At 74.0% G+C, this 17,533-nt stretch carries 14 protein-coding genes and 1 pseudogene; 8 read left to right on the forward strand and 7 right to left on the reverse strand.

Features of this window, described 5'->3' with window-relative positions; genetic code table 11:
• Window positions 1-91: 91 nt before the first annotated feature.
• The gene (eat, locus tag OO47_RS25950; protein ID WP_030214632.1) at window positions 92-1,579 is read left to right on the forward strand and encodes an ethanolamine permease; all 1,488 of its coding nucleotides are present in this window, start codon (window positions 92-94) and stop codon (window positions 1,577-1,579) included.
• A gap of 30 nt (window positions 1,580-1,609) precedes the next feature.
• Window positions 1,610-2,305, forward strand: coding sequence for a gamma-glutamyl-gamma-aminobutyrate hydrolase family protein (locus tag OO47_RS25955; RefSeq protein WP_030214629.1), 696 nt, complete (start codon window positions 1,610-1,612; stop codon window positions 2,303-2,305).
• Here the strand turns inward: OO47_RS25955 and OO47_RS25960 are convergent, their stop codons facing one another.
• The gene (locus OO47_RS25960; RefSeq protein WP_030214626.1) at window positions 2,306-3,760 is read right to left on the reverse strand and encodes a purine-cytosine permease family protein; all 1,455 of its coding nucleotides are present in this window, start codon (window positions 3,758-3,760) and stop codon (window positions 2,306-2,308) included. It abuts the gene before it with no gap.
• Between the two features lie 69 nt (window positions 3,761-3,829).
• Here OO47_RS25960 and OO47_RS25965 point away from each other — a divergent pair, with 69 nt between their 5' ends.
• Together OO47_RS25965 and OO47_RS25970 are read left to right on the forward strand one after the other, a co-directional pair.
• Window positions 3,830-4,480, forward strand: coding sequence for a TetR/AcrR family transcriptional regulator (locus OO47_RS25965; RefSeq protein ID WP_030214623.1), 651 nt, complete (start codon window positions 3,830-3,832; stop codon window positions 4,478-4,480).
• 129 nt (window positions 4,481-4,609) lie between these two features.
• The gene (locus OO47_RS25970; protein WP_030214622.1) at window positions 4,610-6,235 is read left to right on the forward strand and encodes an amidohydrolase; all 1,626 of its coding nucleotides are present in this window, start codon (window positions 4,610-4,612) and stop codon (window positions 6,233-6,235) included.
• A gap of 138 nt (window positions 6,236-6,373) precedes the next feature.
• Here the strand turns inward: OO47_RS25970 and OO47_RS25975 are convergent, their stop codons facing one another.
• On the reverse strand, window positions 6,374-7,453 hold the full coding sequence (locus OO47_RS25975; RefSeq protein WP_030214620.1) for a LysR family transcriptional regulator: 1,080 nt from the start codon (window positions 7,451-7,453) through the stop codon (window positions 6,374-6,376).
• Window positions 7,454-7,523: 70 nt separating this feature from the next.
• On the opposite strand from OO47_RS25975, the gene OO47_RS25980 reads away from it, so the two are divergent.
• On the forward strand, window positions 7,524-8,705 hold the full coding sequence (locus tag OO47_RS25980) for a TDT family transporter (protein WP_030214618.1): 1,182 nt from the start codon (window positions 7,524-7,526) through the stop codon (window positions 8,703-8,705).
• On the opposite strand, the gene OO47_RS25985 is transcribed toward OO47_RS25980, so the two are convergent.
• The 4 genes and pseudogenes from OO47_RS25985 to OO47_RS26000 form a co-directional block, all read right to left on the reverse strand.
• Complete coding sequence (locus OO47_RS25985) at window positions 8,632-9,357, reverse strand: helical backbone metal receptor (RefSeq protein WP_030214617.1); 726 nt, start codon at window positions 9,355-9,357, stop codon at window positions 8,632-8,634. The genes OO47_RS25980 and OO47_RS25985 overlap by 74 nt on opposite strands.
• 96 nt (window positions 9,358-9,453) lie before the next feature.
• The gene (locus OO47_RS25990; RefSeq protein ID WP_030214604.1) at window positions 9,454-10,005 is read right to left on the reverse strand and encodes a helix-turn-helix domain-containing protein; all 552 of its coding nucleotides are present in this window, start codon (window positions 10,003-10,005) and stop codon (window positions 9,454-9,456) included.
• Window positions 10,006-10,177: 172 nt separating this feature from the next.
• Complete coding sequence (locus OO47_RS25995) at window positions 10,178-11,974, reverse strand: ABC transporter permease/substrate binding protein (RefSeq protein ID WP_030214601.1); 1,797 nt, start codon at window positions 11,972-11,974, stop codon at window positions 10,178-10,180.
• A gap of 322 nt (window positions 11,975-12,296) precedes the next feature.
• Window positions 12,297-13,313 (reverse strand): annotated as a pseudogene (locus OO47_RS26000) (quaternary amine ABC transporter ATP-binding protein); the annotation flags it as partial.
• Between the two features lie 273 nt (window positions 13,314-13,586).
• Here OO47_RS26000 and OO47_RS26005 point away from each other — a divergent pair.
• The gene (locus tag OO47_RS26005; RefSeq protein WP_030214593.1) at window positions 13,587-14,492 is read left to right on the forward strand and encodes a 5'-3' exonuclease; all 906 of its coding nucleotides are present in this window, start codon (window positions 13,587-13,589) and stop codon (window positions 14,490-14,492) included.
• Between the two features lie 85 nt (window positions 14,493-14,577).
• On the forward strand, window positions 14,578-15,414 hold the full coding sequence (locus OO47_RS26010) for a siderophore-interacting protein (RefSeq protein WP_030214590.1): 837 nt from the start codon (window positions 14,578-14,580) through the stop codon (window positions 15,412-15,414).
• A gap of 294 nt (window positions 15,415-15,708) precedes the next feature.
• Here the strand turns inward: OO47_RS26010 and OO47_RS26015 are convergent, their stop codons facing one another.
• Window positions 15,709-16,341: a MerR family transcriptional regulator gene (locus tag OO47_RS26015; protein WP_030214587.1), complete on the reverse strand. Its 633-nt coding sequence runs from the start codon at window positions 16,339-16,341 to the stop codon at window positions 15,709-15,711.
• 233 nt (window positions 16,342-16,574) lie between these two features.
• On the opposite strand from OO47_RS26015, the gene OO47_RS26020 reads away from it, so the two are divergent.
• The coding region (locus OO47_RS26020; protein WP_051736409.1) for a hypothetical protein at window positions 16,575-17,533 on the forward strand (959 nt) is incomplete at its 3' end.

A 17,533-nucleotide genomic window follows, 5' to 3' on the forward strand; every position in this document is an offset into this window, starting at 1 on the left:
AAAGTAACGCACGGGGGTTGCGTTCCCGCCAGGACCGACGCAAAGGTATGGCGTCAATCCATTGGGCCCGTTGCGGGGAGCTGACGCTGCCATGACGCTCGAAGACACGACCGGGAGCACGTCCGGGAAGACACCCGGGGACGGGGAGGCGCCCGGGAGCGGCGCCCCGCCGGAGGACGACTACCTGAAGCGGCGGGCGCTGCGCCGCGGCAGCGCCGGCTGGCTGCTGCTCACCGGCCTCGGCGTCGCCTACGTCGTCTCCGGGGACTTCTCCGGCTGGAACATCGGCCTGTCGAAGGGCGGCTTCGGCGGGCTCGCCGTCGCCACCGTCCTGATGGGCGCGATGTACGCCTGTCTGGTCTTCGCGCTCGCCGAGCTCTCCGCCATCCTGCCCACGGCGGGCGGCGGCTACGGCTTCGCCCGCCGGGCGCTCGGCACCTGGGGCGGCTTCCTCACCGGCACCGCGATCCTCATCGAGTACGTCCTCGCCCCCGCCGCGATCTCCCTCTTCATCGGCGACTACGTCGAGTCCCTGGGGCTCTTCGGCCTGGAGTCCGGCTGGCCGGTCTATCTGGTCTGCTTCGCGCTCTTCATCGGGATCCACCTGTGGGGCGTGGGCGAGGCGCTGCGGTTCAGCCTGGTCGTGACGGCGATCGCGGTCGCGGCCCTGGTCGTCTTCGCGTTCGGCGCGTTCACCGACTTCCACGTGGACGGCCTGAACGACATCCCGGTGGACGGCGAGGCGTTCGGCTCGAACTCCTGGCTGCCGTTCGGCCTGCTCGGGATCTGGGCCGCGTTCCCCTTCGGCATGTGGTTCTTCCTCGGCGTCGAAGGGGTGCCGCTGGCCGCCGAGGAGGCGAAGGACCCGGTCCGGTCGATGCCGAAGGCGCTGGCGATCTCGCTCGGCGTCCTGGTGCTGCTCGCCGTCATGACCTTCTTCGCCGCCACCGGGGCGCGCGGCGCGGCCGCCGTCCAGGAGGCCGGGAACCCGCTGGTCGTGGCGCTCCAGGGCGACGGGGAGCCGACGGCGCTCAGCCGGTTCGTGAACTACGCGGGCCTGGCCGGCCTGGTCGCCTCCTTCTTCTCCCTCATCTACGCGGGATCGCGCCAGCTGTTCGCCCTCTCCCGGGCGGGCTACCTGCCCCGCTTCCTCTCCCTGACCAGCCGCCGCAAGTCGCCCTACCTGGGGCTCCTCGTCCCGGGCGCGATCGGCTTCGCCCTCGCGGCCGGGACCGGGGACGGGGCGCGGATGCTGAACATCGCGGTCTTCGGCGCCACCATCTCGTACGCCCTGATGGCGCTCTCGCACATCGTGCTGCGCCGCCGCGAGCCGCACCTGCACCGGCCGTACCGCACGCCCGGCGGGATCGCGACCTCCTCGACGGCCTTCGTCCTGGCCCTGTCGGCCCTGGTGGCGACCTTCCTGGTGGACCGGACGGCGGCGTTCACGGCGCTCGGGGTGTACGTGATCGCCCTCGCCTACTTCGCGTTCTACAGTCGGCACCACCTGGTCGCCAAGGCGCCCGAGGAGGAGTTCGCGGCGCTCGCCGCGGCCGAGGCCGAACTCGAACGCGGCTGACACCGCCCCGACCCCTCTGGAGGAATCCTCGTGTCCGAGCCGCTGATCGGCGTGACCACCTATCTGGACCGGGCCCGCTGGGGGGTGTGGGACATGGAGGCGGCGCTGCTCCCCGCCCCGTACCCCCGGCTGGTACGGGAGAGTGGGGGGCTCGCGGCGATGCTCCCGCCGGACCGGCCGGCCGCCGCCGCCGCAGTGGTGGCCCGGCTCGACGGGCTGGTCGTCGCGGGCGGGGCGGACGTCGAGCCCGTACGGTACGGGGCCGAGCCCGACCCCCGTACCGGGCCGCCGGCCCGCGCCCGGGACTCCTGGGAGCTGGCCCTGATCGACGCGGCCCTCGCCGCCGGCACCCCGCTCCTGGGCATCTGCCGGGGGATGCAGCTGCTCAACGTGGCCCTCGGGGGCACGCTGGTCCAGCACCTGGACGGGCACGTGGAGGCGGTCGGGGTGATCGGCCGGCACAAGGTCGAGCCGGTGCCGGGGACCCGCTACGCCTCCCTGGTGCCGGAGCCGGCCGTGGTCCCGACCTACCACCACCAGGCCGTCGACCGGCTGGGCGCGGGGCTCGCGGCCTCGGCCCACGCGGAGGACGGCACGGTGGAGGCGGTGGAGCTGGCCGCTCCGGCCTGGGCGCTCGGCGTGCAGTGGCACCCGGAGATGGGCGAGGACACGCGCGTGATGCGGGGACTCGTCAAAGCTGCGGCTGCGGCCCGTGGACGTGCCTGATCAGGCGGCCGTGCGGGCGGCGAGCACCGTGCGGTCGCCCCGCATCAGGAGGGCGTAGAGGGCGGCGGAGACGCCCATGCCGACGGGCAGGGAGAGGTCGGCGCCGCCGAGGGCGGCGGCCACGGGCCCGGTGTAGAGGGTGTCGACGCAGAGGGACGCGGCGGCGACGCCGGAGACGAGGGCGAGCGCCCCGGCCCGGTTGACGCCGGCCGTGTACCAGAAGGGGCTGCCGGGGGTCTCGTCGGAGAGCGCGACCCCGTCGTAGCGGCAGCGGCGCAGCAGGACGTCGGTGGCGTACACGGCCATGAGCGGGCCGACCAGGACCGTGATCACCTGGAGGGCGTTGCTGACGGTGTCCAGGAAGTCGGAGACGAGGACGCCGTACAGGGTGAGGGCGACGGCCACGGCGCCGTCGAGGAGGACGCTGACGGAGCGGCGGACGCGCAGGCCGACCGCCTGGAGGGCGAGTCCGGCGCTGTAGGCGGTCAGGGCGTTGATGGCGATGGTGCCGAGGACCAGGGCGAGCAGGAAGACCGGCGCGAACCAGCCGGGCAGGATCTCCTGGAGCGCGGTCTGCGGGTCGGTCATGTCGACGGCGGTGGCCGCGAGGGCGCCGAGCGAGCTGACGACGACGCTGGGCAGGAAGGCGCCGAGGGCGGTCCAGACGGCGATCGCCCTCCTGGAGGCGGTGCGGGGCAGGTAGCGGGAGAAGTCGGCGCTCGTGGTGTACGAGAGCGGGCCCGAGGCGATCATCGTGGTGCCCGCGAGGAGCAGGGACCACAGCTCGGTGCCGGAGAGGCGCGCGGCGGGGGCGTACGCGAGGTCGGCGTGCCGCAGGACGGCGAACGCGACGACGGCGAAGGCCGCGGCGAGGGCGAGCGTGATCGGCAGGTACAGCTTGATGATCAGGCCGTGCCCGTAGACGCTGATGACCAGCGTGAGGGCGGCGATCACCACGATGACGGCCACCTCGACGGGGACGGTGACCGCGAGGCCGGTCTTCTCCACGAGCGCGAAGGCGGCGGTGGCCGCGGCGGCCAGGTTGAGGGCGAAGTAGCAGACGGAGACCAGCCAGCCGCCGATCGCGTTGTTCACGCGGTTGCCGCGGACGCCGTAGACGGCCCGGGTGATCACCTCGCTGGGCGCGCCGGCGGCCGGGCCCGAGGTGGCGAGCAGGCCGGTGAGCAGCCAGAGGAGGTTGCCCGCGACGATCACGCCGAGTGCCTGCCAGAGGCTCAGGCCCATGAGGACGAGGGCGCCGCCGATGACCAGGCTCAGGTAGTTGACGTTCGCCGCGGCCCAGACGGAGAACAGCTCGCGGGGGTGCCCGTGGCGCTCCCCGTCGGGGATGCGGTCGATGCCGTGGGCCTCGATGCGGCCCGGCCGGCCGGCGGCCGGAGGGGTGACCTGAGCGGCCCGGGAGGCCGGGTCCTGGTCGGGGATCGTGGAAGCCATGCGGCCCTCCGGAAGCGTGTGGTGCCCACCTGGTTGCTTATTGGTCGCACACTCAATAGCATCCCCGGTATGTCGTCAAGCGTCGAGCGCAAACGCATCCGGAAAACCCCCGAAGCCCGGCGGGCGGAGATCGTGGAGGCCGCGGCCCGGGTCGCCCTGACCGAGGGCCTGGAGTGCGTCACGCTGCGGCGGATCGCCGAGGAGCTGTCCGTGCGGCCGGGTCTGATCAGCCACTACTTCCCCTCGGCGGAGGATTTGGTGGCCGAGGCGTTCGCCGTGGCCGCCACCGGGGAGCTCGACTCGCTGCTGCCCGCCGAGCGGCCGCACGGCACCCCCGTGCAGTACCTCGCGCGCTACTTCGCGCTCTCGGCCGGGGAGGCGTACGACGACATCAGCCGCCTGTGGATCAACGCCCGGCACCTCAGCCGCTACCGGCCCGTCCTGCGCGACCGGGTCGCCGAGCAGGAGCTCGCCTCCGACGACCGCCTCGAAGGGCTCATCCGCGAGGGCGTCGAGCGGGGCGAGTTCCGCACGGACGACCCGCGCGCCGCGGCCATCCAGATCCTGGTCGTCCTCGACGGCCTCGGCGCCCACGCCAACACCGACCGGAGCAACCGGCCGGAGGCCGTCACCCGCATGGCCGTCACCACGGCGGAACGCGAACTCGGCCTCGCCGCAGGGGCGTTGACGGAGACGCCGCTGCCGGTCGTAGCGGACTGAGCTGCCGGACGCGCCTCGGTGCCACCCGTCCCCGTATCCGCCTCCTGCACCCGTACTCGTACCCGCCTCCCGTACCCGTCCCCGTGCTCGTACCGCTGAAGAACCACCCCGCACCCCCTGGAGCCACCCGTGCGCACCCGACTCGTCCTGCTCTCCGCCCGTCTGCTCGACCCCGGCACGGGGGCGTTCCTGCCGGAGACCGCGCTCGCCGTCTCCGGCGACGGCCGGATCGCGGCCCTGGGCGACGACCGCGAGATCCGCGCGCTCGCCGGTCCCGCGACCACCGTGGTCGACCTCAAGGGGGCCGTCGTCACCCCCGGGCTCGTCGACGGGCACGTGCACCCGGTGACCGGCGCCGAGCTGACGCACGGCCTCGACCTGTCGTACTGCGCCGACCTCGACGACGTCCGGGAGGCCCTCGCCCGCGAGGTGCGGACCCTGGAGCGCGGGGCGTGGCTGTTCGGCTGGGGCCTCGACCCGAACGTCTTCGACGGCCGCCCCCTCGGCATCGCGCCCTTCGACGCCGTCCTCGACGGAGTGCCCGCCTTCCTGCTGCTCTTCGACGCCCACTCGGCCCTCGCCAGCCGCCGGGCCCTCGAACTCGCCGGGGTCGACGGCCCCCGCACCTTCGACCAGGCCTCCGCCGAGGTCGTCTGCGACGCCGACGGGCGCCCGACCGGCCTCCTCCAGGAGGACGCCGCCTGCGAGCTGGTCGAGCGGGTCGCCCCGAAGCCGACGCGCGAGGAGAGCCGGGAGCGGCTGGCGGCCTCGCTGCGCTCCATGGCCGCCACGGGCCTGACCGGCGGCCACGCCATGGACGCCAATGGCGACAGCCTCGCCCTGTACGGGGAGCTCGACGCGGCCGGCGAGCTGCCGCTGCGGCTGCGGGTCGCTCCCTGGTGCCAGCCCGGCACCGACGCGGACGGCGTACGGGAGCTGATCGAGCGGCAGGGCACCGGCGGGGAGCTGTGGCGGGTCGCCGGCGTGAAGCTCTTCATGGACGGGACCATCGACAACGGCACCGCGTGGCTGGAGCGGCCCGACTGCCACGGCGAGTCCACGCACGCGTTCTGGCCGGACCCCGAGGCGTACACCCGGATCGTCGGGGAGCTGCACCGGGCGGGCGTGCCCACCGCGACGCACGCCATCGGGGACGCGGCCGTGCGGCACGTCCTCGACTCCGTCGAGAAGGCGCGCGCCTCGGGCGGCGGGGTGCGGCACCGGGTCGAGCACATCGAGACCGTCCCGGACGACACCCTGCGCCGCTTCGCGGAGCTGGGCGTCCTCGCGTCCATGCAGCCCACCCACTGCTGCGACTTCACCCGCGCCGACCACACCGACAACTGGTCGCGCCGGCTCGGCGAGGAGCGCGCCTCGCGCGCGTGGCGCTGCCGGGACCTGCTGGACTCCGGTACGACCGTGGTCCTCGGCTCGGACTGGCCGATCGCACCGTTCCCGCCGCTCGGCGTGATGGCCGGGGCCCGGCACCGGCGCCCGAGCCGCGACCTCGGGCAGGCGCCGCACGGGCCCGAGCAGGCGCTGACGCCGCTGGAGGCGCTGCGGGGTCTGACGACGGCTCCGGCGTACGCGGCGGGCGAGGAGCACGAGGCGGGCCGGATCGCCCTCGGCCACCGCGCCGACCTGGCCGTCTTCGGCGGCGACCCGCTGACCACGGAGGCGACGGAGCTGCCGGACCTGCCGGTGCTGCTGACGGTCCTCGACGGGCGGATCACCCACCGGGCGGCGAGCGTCTGATCGGCGGCTCCGGGGCGCGGATCGAGGCCTGTCGCGGGTCAAGACCGCTTACGGGTCAAGGCCTGTCGCGGTCAAGGCCGGTCGCGGGTCAAGGCCGGTCGCGGTCAAGGCCGGTCACGGATCAAGGCCGGTCACGGATCAAGGCCTGTCGCGGGTCAGGGAGAGCAGGTCGCGGGCCGGGCCCGTGGGGCGGTGGCCTGCGGGCCAGACGGCCCGCAGGTCCCGGCGCAGGACCACCCCTTCGACGGGGACGGCGACCAGGCGGCGGGAGGCCAGCTCCTCGGTGATCGCGAGTTCGCTGAGGACGGCCGGCCCGGCCCCGCTGACGGCGGCGGCCTTCACCGCCGTCGTGGAGGCGAGTTCGAGGAGCGGTCGCGCGAGGCCGCCGTGGGCGGCGAGGGCCGCGTCGAGGACCTGCCGGGTGCCCGAGCCGCGCTCCCGCAGCACCAGCGGGGTCGCGGCCAGCTCCGCCGGGTCCAGCGGGGCGCGGCGGCGGGCCCACGGGTGCGAGGGGGCGGCGACGACCGCGAGCCGGTCGCGGGCGACGACCGCGCCGTCGAGGCCGTCCGGCACGGCGAGGCCCTCCACGAAGCCGACGTCCGCGTCGCCCGCGAAGAGGCGTTCCGCGACGGCCGCGGAGTTCCCGGCCTGGAGCGACACGGCGGTGTCGGGGCGTTCGGCGCGCAGGGCGATCAGCCAGCCCGGCAGCAGGTACTCGGCGATGGTCATGGACGCGGCCACCCGCAGCCGCGAGTCGCGCCGCCCGCGCAGGGCCTGCGCCCCGGCGTCGAAGGCCTCCGCCGCCTCCACGATCCGCCGGGCCCAGTCCGTGACGAGGGCGCCCGCGTCGGTGAGCCGGGAGCCGCGCGGCGAACGGTCGACCAGCGCCACCCCCAGCTGCCGTTCCATGGAGCGGATCCGGCTGCTCGCGGCGGGCTGGGTGATCCCGACCTCGCGGGCGGCCGCTCCGAGGCTGCCGTGCCGGGCGACGGCGAGGAGCAGTTCGAGCGCGCCGAGGTCGGGGACGCGGTGGGAGAGGTGCGGCCGGGGGGCGCCGCCCTTCGGAGCGCTCCCGGCGGCGTCGCGGGAAGCGCTCCGGGCCCCGCCCCCGTACGCACCGTCTCCGTACGCCCCGCCCCCGTGCGCCCCGTCCTTGCGCGCCCCGCCCCCGTGCGTCCCGCCCTCGTGGGCGCCACCGCCCCGCGTTCCCCTGCTCATAAACCCAGCTTATGACGTCATAGCCACATGATCCCTGGTCCGGGCCCGGGAACGGGGCGACGGTGGAGCCATGGCAAGCGTCGCACCCCTCCGCCCGACCCCCCTCCCGGTCCCCCGCGCCACCACCCCCGGCGCCCGGCCGGGCCCGCGGGCCCGCTCCGTCCGTCACCTCGGACCCCACTGGTACGCCTCCGTGATGGGCACGGCGATCGTCGCCACGGCGGGCGCCGCCCTCCCGGTGCACGCCCCCGGCCTCCGTACGGCCTGCGCGGCGGTCTGGGCGCTGTCGCTCGCGATGCTGCTCGTCCTGCTCCCGGCCCGCGCGCTGCACTGGCTCCACCACCGCGACCAGGCCCGCGCCCACCTCATGGACCCGGCCGTGGCCCCGTTCTACGGCTGCCTGTCGATGGCGCTGCTCGCGGTCGGCGGCGGGGCCCTGGTCGTGGGCCGGGACTGGACCGGGCTCCCGGCGGCCATCGCGCTCGACGCCGTCCTGTTCGCCGCCGGCACCCTGATCGGCCTGGTGGCGGCCGTGGCCGTCCCGTACCTCATGGTGGTGCACCACCGGATCGAGGGCGCGTCCCCGGTGTGGCTGCTGCCGGTCGTCGCCCCCATGGTCTCCGCCGCCCTCGGCCCGCTGCTCGTCCCCCACCTGCCCCCGGGGCAGGCCCGGCAGACGCTCCTGATCGCCTGCTACGCGCTGTTCGGCCTCAGCCTGCTCGCCACCCTGCTCGTCCTGCCCCTGGTCTTCGGGCGGCTCGTCACCGGCGGCCCGCCGCCGCTCGCGCTCACCCCCGCCCTCTTCCTGGTCCTCGGCCCCCTCGGCCAGTCCACGACCGCCGCGAACAAGTTCGCCGACGCGGCCCCGGGCGTGCTGCCCGAGCCGTACGCGCACGGCTTCGCCGCCTTCGCCGTCCTCTACGGGGTGCCCGTCATGGGCTTCGCGCTGCTGTGGCTGGCGCTCGCCGGGGCGATGGTGCTGCGGGCGCGGCGCCGGGGCATGGGCTTCGCGATGACCTTCTGGGCCTTCACCTTCCCGGTCGGCACCTGCGTGACCGGCGTCGAGGGGCTGGCGCAGCACACCGGCCTGGCCGCCTTCCGGTGGCTGGCGGTCGGCCTGTACGCGCTCCTCGTGGCGGCCTGGCTGGTGGCCGCCCTCCACACCCTGCGCGGGCTCGTCAGCGGAGCGCTGCTCGCAGGGCCCGGGACAGGCGTTCCGGGGCCTCGGCCAGCGACGGCCCGTACCAGGTGAGCATGCGCCCGTCCACGAGGGCGGCGGCGGTCCCGGGGAAGGCCTCGGGGCCGTCGTCGCGCGTGAAGCGGTAGGGCTCGTCGGGCAGCACGACCAGGTCGGGGGCGGTGGCGCGCAGTTCGTCGAGCGGGAGGCGGGGATAGCGCTCGGGATGGTCCGCGTACGCGTTCCGGACGCCGAGGCGGGCGAGCAGGTCGCCGGCGAAGGTGTCGCGGCCCAGGACCATCCAGGGGCGGCGCCAGATCGGTACGACGGCGGTGGGCGGCGCCTCCGGGCGCGGGGGCGCGACGGCGGCCCAGGCGTCCCCGGCCTCCGCGAGCCAGCGGGGACGGCGGGGCGCGCCGCAGGCGCCGAGGACCCGTTCCAGCTCGCACAGGCCCTGGTCGAGGGTGCGGACCTCGGTGACGAGGACGTCGAGCCCGGCGGCGCGCAGGGCGTCGAGGTCGGGGGCGCGGTTCTCCTCCTCGTTGGCGAGGACGAGGTCGGGGCGGAGGGCGGTGATCGCGGGGACGTCGGGGTTCTTGGTGCCGCCGATCCGGGCGACGTCGAGACCGGCGGGGTGCGTGCACCAGGCGGTGGCGCCGACGAGGACGCCGGGCAGGGTGACGGCGACGGCCTCGGTGAGGGAGGGCACGAGCGAGACGACCCTCATCGCCGTACCTCCGGAGTCTCCCCGTCCCTCATCGCCGTACCTCCGGGCTCTCCCGGCCCCTCGTCGCCGCGTCGTCCGCCGTGGTCCCCCGGCCCGTCACTCCTCCTCCGCCTCCACGTGCTCCCCGACGGCCACGACCAGGAGCCGGGTGCCGGGTTCGGTGGCGCGCCAGCGGTGCCGTACCCCGCCGGAGAGGTAGAGGGTGTCCCCCCGGTCGAGCCGGTAGGCGCGGCCCTCGGCCTCGACCTCGGCGGCTCCGTCGGCCACGTACAGCAGCTCGTCGTTGCGGTGCTGGAACTCGCGGCCCGCGTCCTGCTCGCCGGTGAACTCCAGGGCGTGCAGCTGGTGGCGGCCCCGGACCAGGGACCGGACGCCCTCGGGCAGGTCGGGCGAGCCCTCCCCGGACCGGACGACGTCGACGGTGCAGGAGGCCTCGGCGACGGCGAGGAGTTCGCCGGCCGTGGTCTCCAGGGCCTCGGCGACGAGTTCGAGGGAGCGGCGGCTGGGGCGGGCCCGGTCGTTCTCGACCTGGCTGAGGAAGGGCACGGAGAGGCCGCTGCGGGAGGCGACGACGGCCAGGGTGAGGCGGAGCGCTCTGCGGCGCCTCTTGACGGCCGCGCCCACACGGGGTGACTCCTTCTCGTCCATGTCGGCTCCCTCCCTCTCGCCCCGTGCCCGTCGCGATCCTCGTACCGGTCGGTTACCTGCACCTTACGCAGCTTTGGGGCGGGGTTTCGCGTCGTGCGGAAAAGGAGCGGGCGCCGTGCACATACGGCGACCGCTCCTTTTCGGACAGGAACCGTACGGTTCCGTCGGGGGGCTACTGCGGGGTGAGCTTCTCCGCGAGACCGGGGTTCCGGTCGAGCCAGGTGCGGACGGCCTGCTGCTCCTTGCCCTTGCCGGTCTCCTGGATGACGGCTTCGAGGTCCGTGAGCTGCTTCTCGGACAGTTCGAAGCCCTTCAGCCAGGCGCCGACCTCGGGGTTCTCCTCGCTGAAACCCTTACGGGCGAGGGTGTGGACGCCGTCGCCCTTGCCCCAGGTGCCCTTGGGGTCCTTCAGCTTCTTCAGGTCGTGGGCGGAGTAGGCCCAGTGCGGCGACCAGAGGGTGACGACGACGGGCTCCTTGCGCTCGTACGCGCGCTTCAGCTCGGCGAGCATGCCGGGCGTGGAGCCGTCGACGACCTTGTACTCGCCCTCCAGGCCGTACTCCTTGAGCACCTTGTCCTTGAGGATGCCCATCATCCCGGCGCTGGGCTCGATGCCGACGATCCGGCCCTTGAACTGTCCGGCCTTGCCCTTGAGGTCGGCGAGGGAGTCGACGCCCTTCACGTACGAGGGGACGGAGAGCTCCAGGGAGGTGGGGCCGTACCAGGAGCCGAGGTCCTCCAGGTCGTTCTCGTACTTCTCCCAGTACTGGGCGTGGGTGACGGGGAGCCAGGAGTCGGTCTGGAAGTCGAGCTGGCCGCCGGCCAGGCCGGTGTAGAGGGCGCCGGCCTCCAGCTGCTTGGCGTCGACCTCGTAGCCGCGCCGCTCCAGGAGCTCCTTCCACAGGAACGTGGAGGCGATGCCCTCGTCCCAGGGGATGTAGCCGATGCTGACCTTCTTGCCGTTGCCACCGCCCGCGCTTCCGGAGCCGGAGCCGTTGCCGAGGAAGCCGGTGCCGCCCGCCACGAGGGCGAGGACGACGACGCCGACGAGGGCGGTGACGGGCTGCGGCCGGTGGGCCCAGAGCTTGGCGCCGGGGCGCTTGGCGACGGCGGCACGCGCCTTGGCGGCGGCGCGGCGGCCCAGCGGGGAGACCTGGCGGCCGAGGGCGCCGGTCATCCGGTCGAGGTACATGGCGAGGACGACGATGGAGACGCCGGCCTCGAAGCCGAGGCCGATGTCGACGTTGCCGATGGCGCGGTAGACGGCGCCGCCGAGCCCGCCGCCGCCGACCATGCCGGCGATGACGACCATGGACAGGCCCAGCATGATGACCTGGTTGACGCCGGCCATGATCGTCGGGAGGGCGAGCGGCAGCTGCACGCGCAGCAGGGTGTTGCGCGGGGTGGTGCCGAACGCCTCGGCCGCCTCCACGAGTTCGCCGTCGACCTGGCGGATGCCCAGCTCGGTCATCCGGACGCCCGGGGGCAGCGCGAAGACGATGGTGGCGATGATGCCGGGGACCACGCCGACGCCGAAGAAGATGATGCCGGGGATCAGGTAGACCATCGCCGGCATGGTCTGCATGAAGTCGAGGACCGGGCGCATGACGGCGCTGACGGTCTTCGAGCGGGCCGCCCAGATGCCGAGCGGCACGGCGATCACCAGGGTGACCAGGGTGGCGACGAGGACGAGGGAGAGCGTCGCCATGGCCCCGTCCCACAGCTGGACGGAGTCGACCAGTGCGAAGCCGGCGAAGGCGAGGAGGCCGGCGGCGAAGCCGCGCAGCCACCAGGCGACGACGGCGAGGATGCCGGCGAACAGCAGCGGCTGGGGCGCGGACAGGACGGCGTCGATGCCGTCGTAGAGGCCGGTGACGCCGGTGGTGACGGCGTCGAAGAGCCAGGAGAACTGGGACTGGAGCCAGTCGACGGAGCTGTCGACCCACTGCCCGAGGGGAAGCCTAGGCACCGGTGGTCACCTCCTGCCCGTTCTTGGCGGGGGCGTTCCGGGTACCGCCGCCCTTCGCGGCGGAGGGCTGCGCACCGGAGTCGTTCGCGGCCGCGCTCTCCGCACTCACACCCGCCGTACTCGCTCTCTCCGTACTCGCGCTCCCCGCGCCGGAGCTCTTCACGTCCGCGCTCTCCGCGCCGAGGTCCCTGGCGGACGCACTCTCCGCGCCGAGGTCCCTGGTGGACGCGCTCTCCGCGCCGAGGTCCCTGGTGGACGCGCGCCGTTCCTCGACGCCCTTCGTGGTGACGTCCTTCACGGTGGCGTCGTGCGCGCCGAGGCCGCCCATCACGCCGAGGAGGCGCTCCGGGGACACGATCCCGAGGACGGTGCCGTCGGTGTCCTCCACGGTCACGGGGTGCGGGGCGCCGGCGGCGATCGCGCACAGGTCCGCGACGAGGGTGTCGGGCCCGACGGGCCGGCAGGCGCAGTCCTCCGGGCAGTCGGCGGCGGGCGCGCCCGCGGCCATGACGGCGGAGGCGGTGAGCACCCGGGAGCGGTCGACGTCCTGGATGAAGGAGGCCACGTAGTCGTCGGCGGGGCGGACGAGGATGTCCTCGGCGGTGCCGAGCTGGACGATCCTGCCGTCGCGCATGACGGCGATCCGGTCGCCGAGCCGCATGGCCTCGTTGAGGTCGTGGGTGATGAAGACGATGGTCTTCTTCAACTGCTTCTGGAGGACGAGGAGCTGGTCCTGCATGTCGCGGCGGATCAGCGGGTCGAGCGCGCTGAACGACTCGTCCATCAGGAGCAGGTCGGCGTCGGTGGCGAGCGCCCGGGCCAGGCCGACGCGCTGCTGCATGCCGCCGGAGAGCTCGTCGGGCCAGGACTTCTCCCAGCCGGCGAGGCCGCACAGTGCGAGGGCCTCGGCGGCGCGGGTCTCGCGCTCGGCGCGGGGCACGCCCTGGACCTCCAGGCCGTAGGCGGCGTTCTCCAGGACGTTCCGGTGCGGGAAGAGCGCGAAGTGCTGGAAGACCATGCTGATCCGGCGGGAACGGACCGCACGCAGGTCGCGGGGCGAGAGCGCGGTGAGGTCGTCGCCGTCGAAGAGGACCCGGCCCGCGGTGGGTTCGAGCAACCCGTTGAGCATGCGCAGGAGGGTGGACTTCCCGGAGCCGGACAGGCCCATCACGACGAAGATCTGGCCGGGCTCGACGACGAAGCCGGCGTCCACGACGGCTGCTGTCGTCCCCTCGGCGCGCAGCTCCTCGCGATCGGCACCGTCCACCAGCCTGCGGACGGCTTCGTCGGGTCGTCTGCCGAACACCTTGTACAGGTGGTCGGCCTGGAGCCTGGACACATACACCTCACGGGTAGCAACGGAAAACGGCCCCGCCACCCCCGCGAGGCCGGACCGTGGAGCCCGCGGGATCGGCCCGCACCCCGCCGCGTACGGATTCCTTTCGTCGAAATCCGTACCGGGGTTCACTCCGGGCCCGCGCATGCCCGGGGTCGAAGGTCGCAAACGCAAAGGTGACACGGGTCACGGGAGGAAGTTCCGGAAGTCCCGTTTCCGGTGTTTCCCCGGTGCGTCGCGCCGCGCCATAGGATCGGCCGGGTGACGCGACGTTTGATGCTCCTCGACACCGCCAGCCTCTACTTCCGCGCGTACTTCGGCGTGCCGGACTCCGTCCGGGCGCCCGACGGAACCCCGGTGAACGCCGTGCGCGGGCTGCTCGACTTCATCGGCCGGCTCGTCCAGGACCACCGCCCGGACGACCTGGTGGCCTGCTGGGACGACGACTGGCGGCCGCAGTGGCGGGTGGACCTGATCCCGTCGTACAAGGCGCACCGGGTGGCCGCGGAGACGGAGACGGGTCCGGACGAGGAGGAGGTCCCGGACACCCTGTCCCCGCAGGTCCCGGTGATCGAGGAGGTCCTGGCGGCGCTCGGCATCGCGCGGATCGGGGCGGCGGGATACGAGGCGGACGACGTGATCGGGACGCTGGCGGGCCGGGCCGACGGGCCGGTGGACATCGTCACGGGCGACCGGGACCTGTTCCAGCTCGTGGACGACGCCCGGGAGGTGCGGGTCCTCTACCCGCGCAAGGGCGTCGGCGACTGCGACTTGGTGGACGGGGAGCTGATCCGTACGAAGTACGGGGTGCGCCCCGACCAGTACGCGGACTTCGCGGCGCTGCGCGGGGACGTCAGCGACGGGTTGCCGGGCGTGAAGGGCATCGGCGAGAAGACGGCGGCGCAGCTGATCACGGAGTACGGGGACCTGGCGGGGGTGCGGGCGGCGGCGCAGGACCCGGCGTCGAGGCTGACCCCGGCCAAGCGGCGCGGGATCGTGGAGGCGGCGGCGTACCTGGACGTGGCGCCGACGGTGGTACGGGTCGCCACCGACGTGCCGCTGCCGGAGTTCGACCCGGCCCTGCCCGCGGGGCCCCGCGACCCGGCGGCCCTGGACGCGCTGGTGAAGCGGTGGGGCCTCACCGGGGCCGTGGGGCGGCTGCTGCCGGTCCTGGAACGCTGATCCGGGCGGGCCGGAACCGTATCGTCCGCACGGCGAGGTGCTAGCTTAGGTATACCTAAGTAAGCCGATTCCAGGGGAGCACGTCGTGGCAGAGCAGCCGGCCCGCAGGTCACCGAAGGCCACCGAAGCGCGCGTGGTGCACACGGAGCGGATCACCCCGCACATGGTGCGGCTCGTTCTCGGTGGCCCGGGGCTCGACGGCTTCGGCGTCGGCGAGTACACCGACCACTACGTGAAGCTGCTCTTCGCCCCGGAGGGCGTGACCTACCCGGAGCCGTTCGACATGGAGCGGATCCGGGAGGAGTTCCCCCGGGAGCAGTGGCCGACGACCCGGACCTACACGGTACGGGCCTGGGACCCGGAGCGGCGCGAGCTGACCATCGACTTCGTGGTCCACGGCGACGAGGGCCTCGCGGGCCCGTGGGCGGCGCGCGCGGAGGCGGGCGACACCGTGCGCTTCCTGGGCCCCGGCGGCGGTTACGCACCGGACGAGGCCGCGGACTGGCATCTGCTCGCGGGTGACGAGAGCGCCCTCCCGGCGATCGCGGCGGCCCTGGAGCGGCTGCCCGCCGGAACACGGGCGCACGCCTTCGTGGAGATCGCGGACGCGGCGGAGGAGCAGAAGCTGGAGACGGCGGCGGGCGTCGACGTCACGTGGCTCCACCGGGGCGACCGCCCGGTGGGCGAGGCGCTGGTCGAGGCGGTCCGGACGCTGGACTTCCCGGCGGGCGACGTGCACGCCTTCGTCCACGGCGAGGCGGGCTTCGTGAAGGAGCTCCGCCGCCACCTGCGCCTGGAGCGGGAGGTGCCCCGCGAGCGCCTGTCGATCTCGGGCTACTGGCGCCTGGGCAAGTCGGACGAGGCCTGGCGCGCGATCAAGCGCGAGTGGAACGAGCAGGTGGAACGCGAACAGGAGAGCTGAGCGGATCCCGGGACGGGGGTGGCGGGGCGAGAGGCCCTGCCACCCCCGTTCGCGTGGGCACGGCCGCGCGGGAGGGGACGATCCGCGCCGGGCACGGCCGCACGGGAGGGGACGATCCGCTTCGGGCACGGCCCGCCCGCCCCGTCGGGCCACACGGACCACACGGACCGGGCAGACGGCACAGGTCCCGTTAGAGCACCCTGGCCTCAGGCCTTCAGGGCCTCAAGGTCTCAGAGCCTCAGGGCTTCAGAGCCTCAGGTCCTCAGGGCCTCAGGGCCTCAGGGCCTCAGGGCCTCAGGGCGTCTCCCCGAAGACCCGGTCCGACGCGTCCACGTGGGCGAGCCGGCGCAGGGCGGCGAAGACGGCGTCGCCGATGACCGTGCCGACGACCACGCTCTCCACCAGTTCCTCCCGCGCCACCTGGTGGGCCACGTACTCCAGGTCGACCCGCGCCACCCGTTCCGCCGCGTCCGCGTACGCGTCCAGGATCTCGGCGAACCGTCCGTGGCCGACCTCCTCAAGCGCGGCGAGCGCCGTCGCCAGGGACTCCGCCGCCGGACTCCCCTCGTACGTGCGCCATCCACGCGCCTCGATCAGCTCGGCAACCCTCTTCCTCGCCTCGGCGATCCCGGAACCGTCTCCGCGCTCGTAGCGCGGCACCACCTGGTCCGCCGCCTCCCCGAGCACCGTGTGCAGCGGTCGCCGCGGATCGTCGATCGCCTCGATCACTCCACGGATCCCCGCCACCGACAGACCGCCCACATCGAGGAGCGCGCGGATCAGGCGGAGCCGCTGCACGTGCGTCTCCCCGTACGAGGCCTGGTTCGGGCTCGTCAGTTCTCCGGGCGGGAGCAGTCCTTCCCGTACGTAGAACTTGATCGTCGGCACGGACACTCCGGTCCTGCGACTCAACTCTCCGATGCGCACTACCCGTTCACCTTTCCGAACCCTCTTCGGCCTTGCCGACCGACAACCACATCATAGATAGTGGCGCTATCAGATAGCGGCGAGTGCCGCTATCCATACTTTCCCACGGGGGGATCCGTATGCCTTCGCCGAACCCACAGAAACCACCCACCCCACCCACTCCGCCGACCTCGCCGACTCCGCTGACCCCGCCGCCCCGGCTGCACCGCCCCCTGGTCTGGTTCGCCGCCTCGATGGGCGCCCTCGCCCTCGTCTCCGCCGGCGGCCTGGTGGTCGACGACCGGATCCTGGTCGGCGCGCCGATCTGGGCCAAACCGTTCAAGTTCTCGGTCTCGTTCGTCGCCTACTCCCTCTCGCTCGCCTGGATGCTCTCGCTGCTCCCCCGGGGCCGCCGAACCGGCTGGTGGGCCGGAACGGTGGTCGCCGCCGCGAGCGCGGTGGAGATGGTCCTCATCACCCTCCAGGTGGTACGGGGCACCCGGAGCCACTTCAACCAGGCGACCCCGTTCGACGACACCGTCTTCCAGATCATGGGCGGCACCGTCGTCGTGCTGTGGCTCGGCGCCCTCGTCATCGCCCTGCTCCTGCTGCGTGCCCGGATCCTCGACCGCGCCATGGCCTGGGCGGTCCGCCTCTCCTCCCTGATCGCCCTGGCGGGCGCCGCCGTCGGCTTCCTGATGGTGCGTCCGACACCGGAACAGCTCGCGGAGGACAACCCGCCGATCTTGGGCGGGCACAGCGTCGGCGTTCCGGACGGCGGCCCGTCCATGCCGGTGACCGGCTGGGCCACCACCGGCGGCGACCTGCGCGTGGCGCACTTCTTCGGCATGCACGCGCTGCAACTGCTCCCGCTGGTCCTGATCGTCCTGACCGCACTCGGCTCCCGCTCCGCCCGCTTCCCTCATCTCGCCCGCCTCGCCCGCCTCGCCCGCCTCGCCCGCCTCGCCGACGAACGGGTCCGGTTGCGTCTCGCCCTCACCGCCTCGGCGGCCTACGCGGCGGTCTTCGCCCTGCTGACCTGGCAGGCGCTGCGCGGCCAGGCCCTGTTCGCCCCGGACGGCGCGACCCTGGCCGGCGCGGGGGCGATCGTGCTGCTCGGCGCGGCCGCCACCGCCTTCTCCCTCCGCACCCCTCCCGGGGCCCCTCCCCCTCCCCTCCCTCCTCCCCCATCCCCTCCCCCGCTTCCCCCACC

The organism is Streptomyces bikiniensis (assembly GCF_000716625.1).
GTDB classification, from domain to species: domain Bacteria; phylum Actinomycetota; class Actinomycetes; order Streptomycetales; family Streptomycetaceae; genus Streptomyces; species Streptomyces bikiniensis.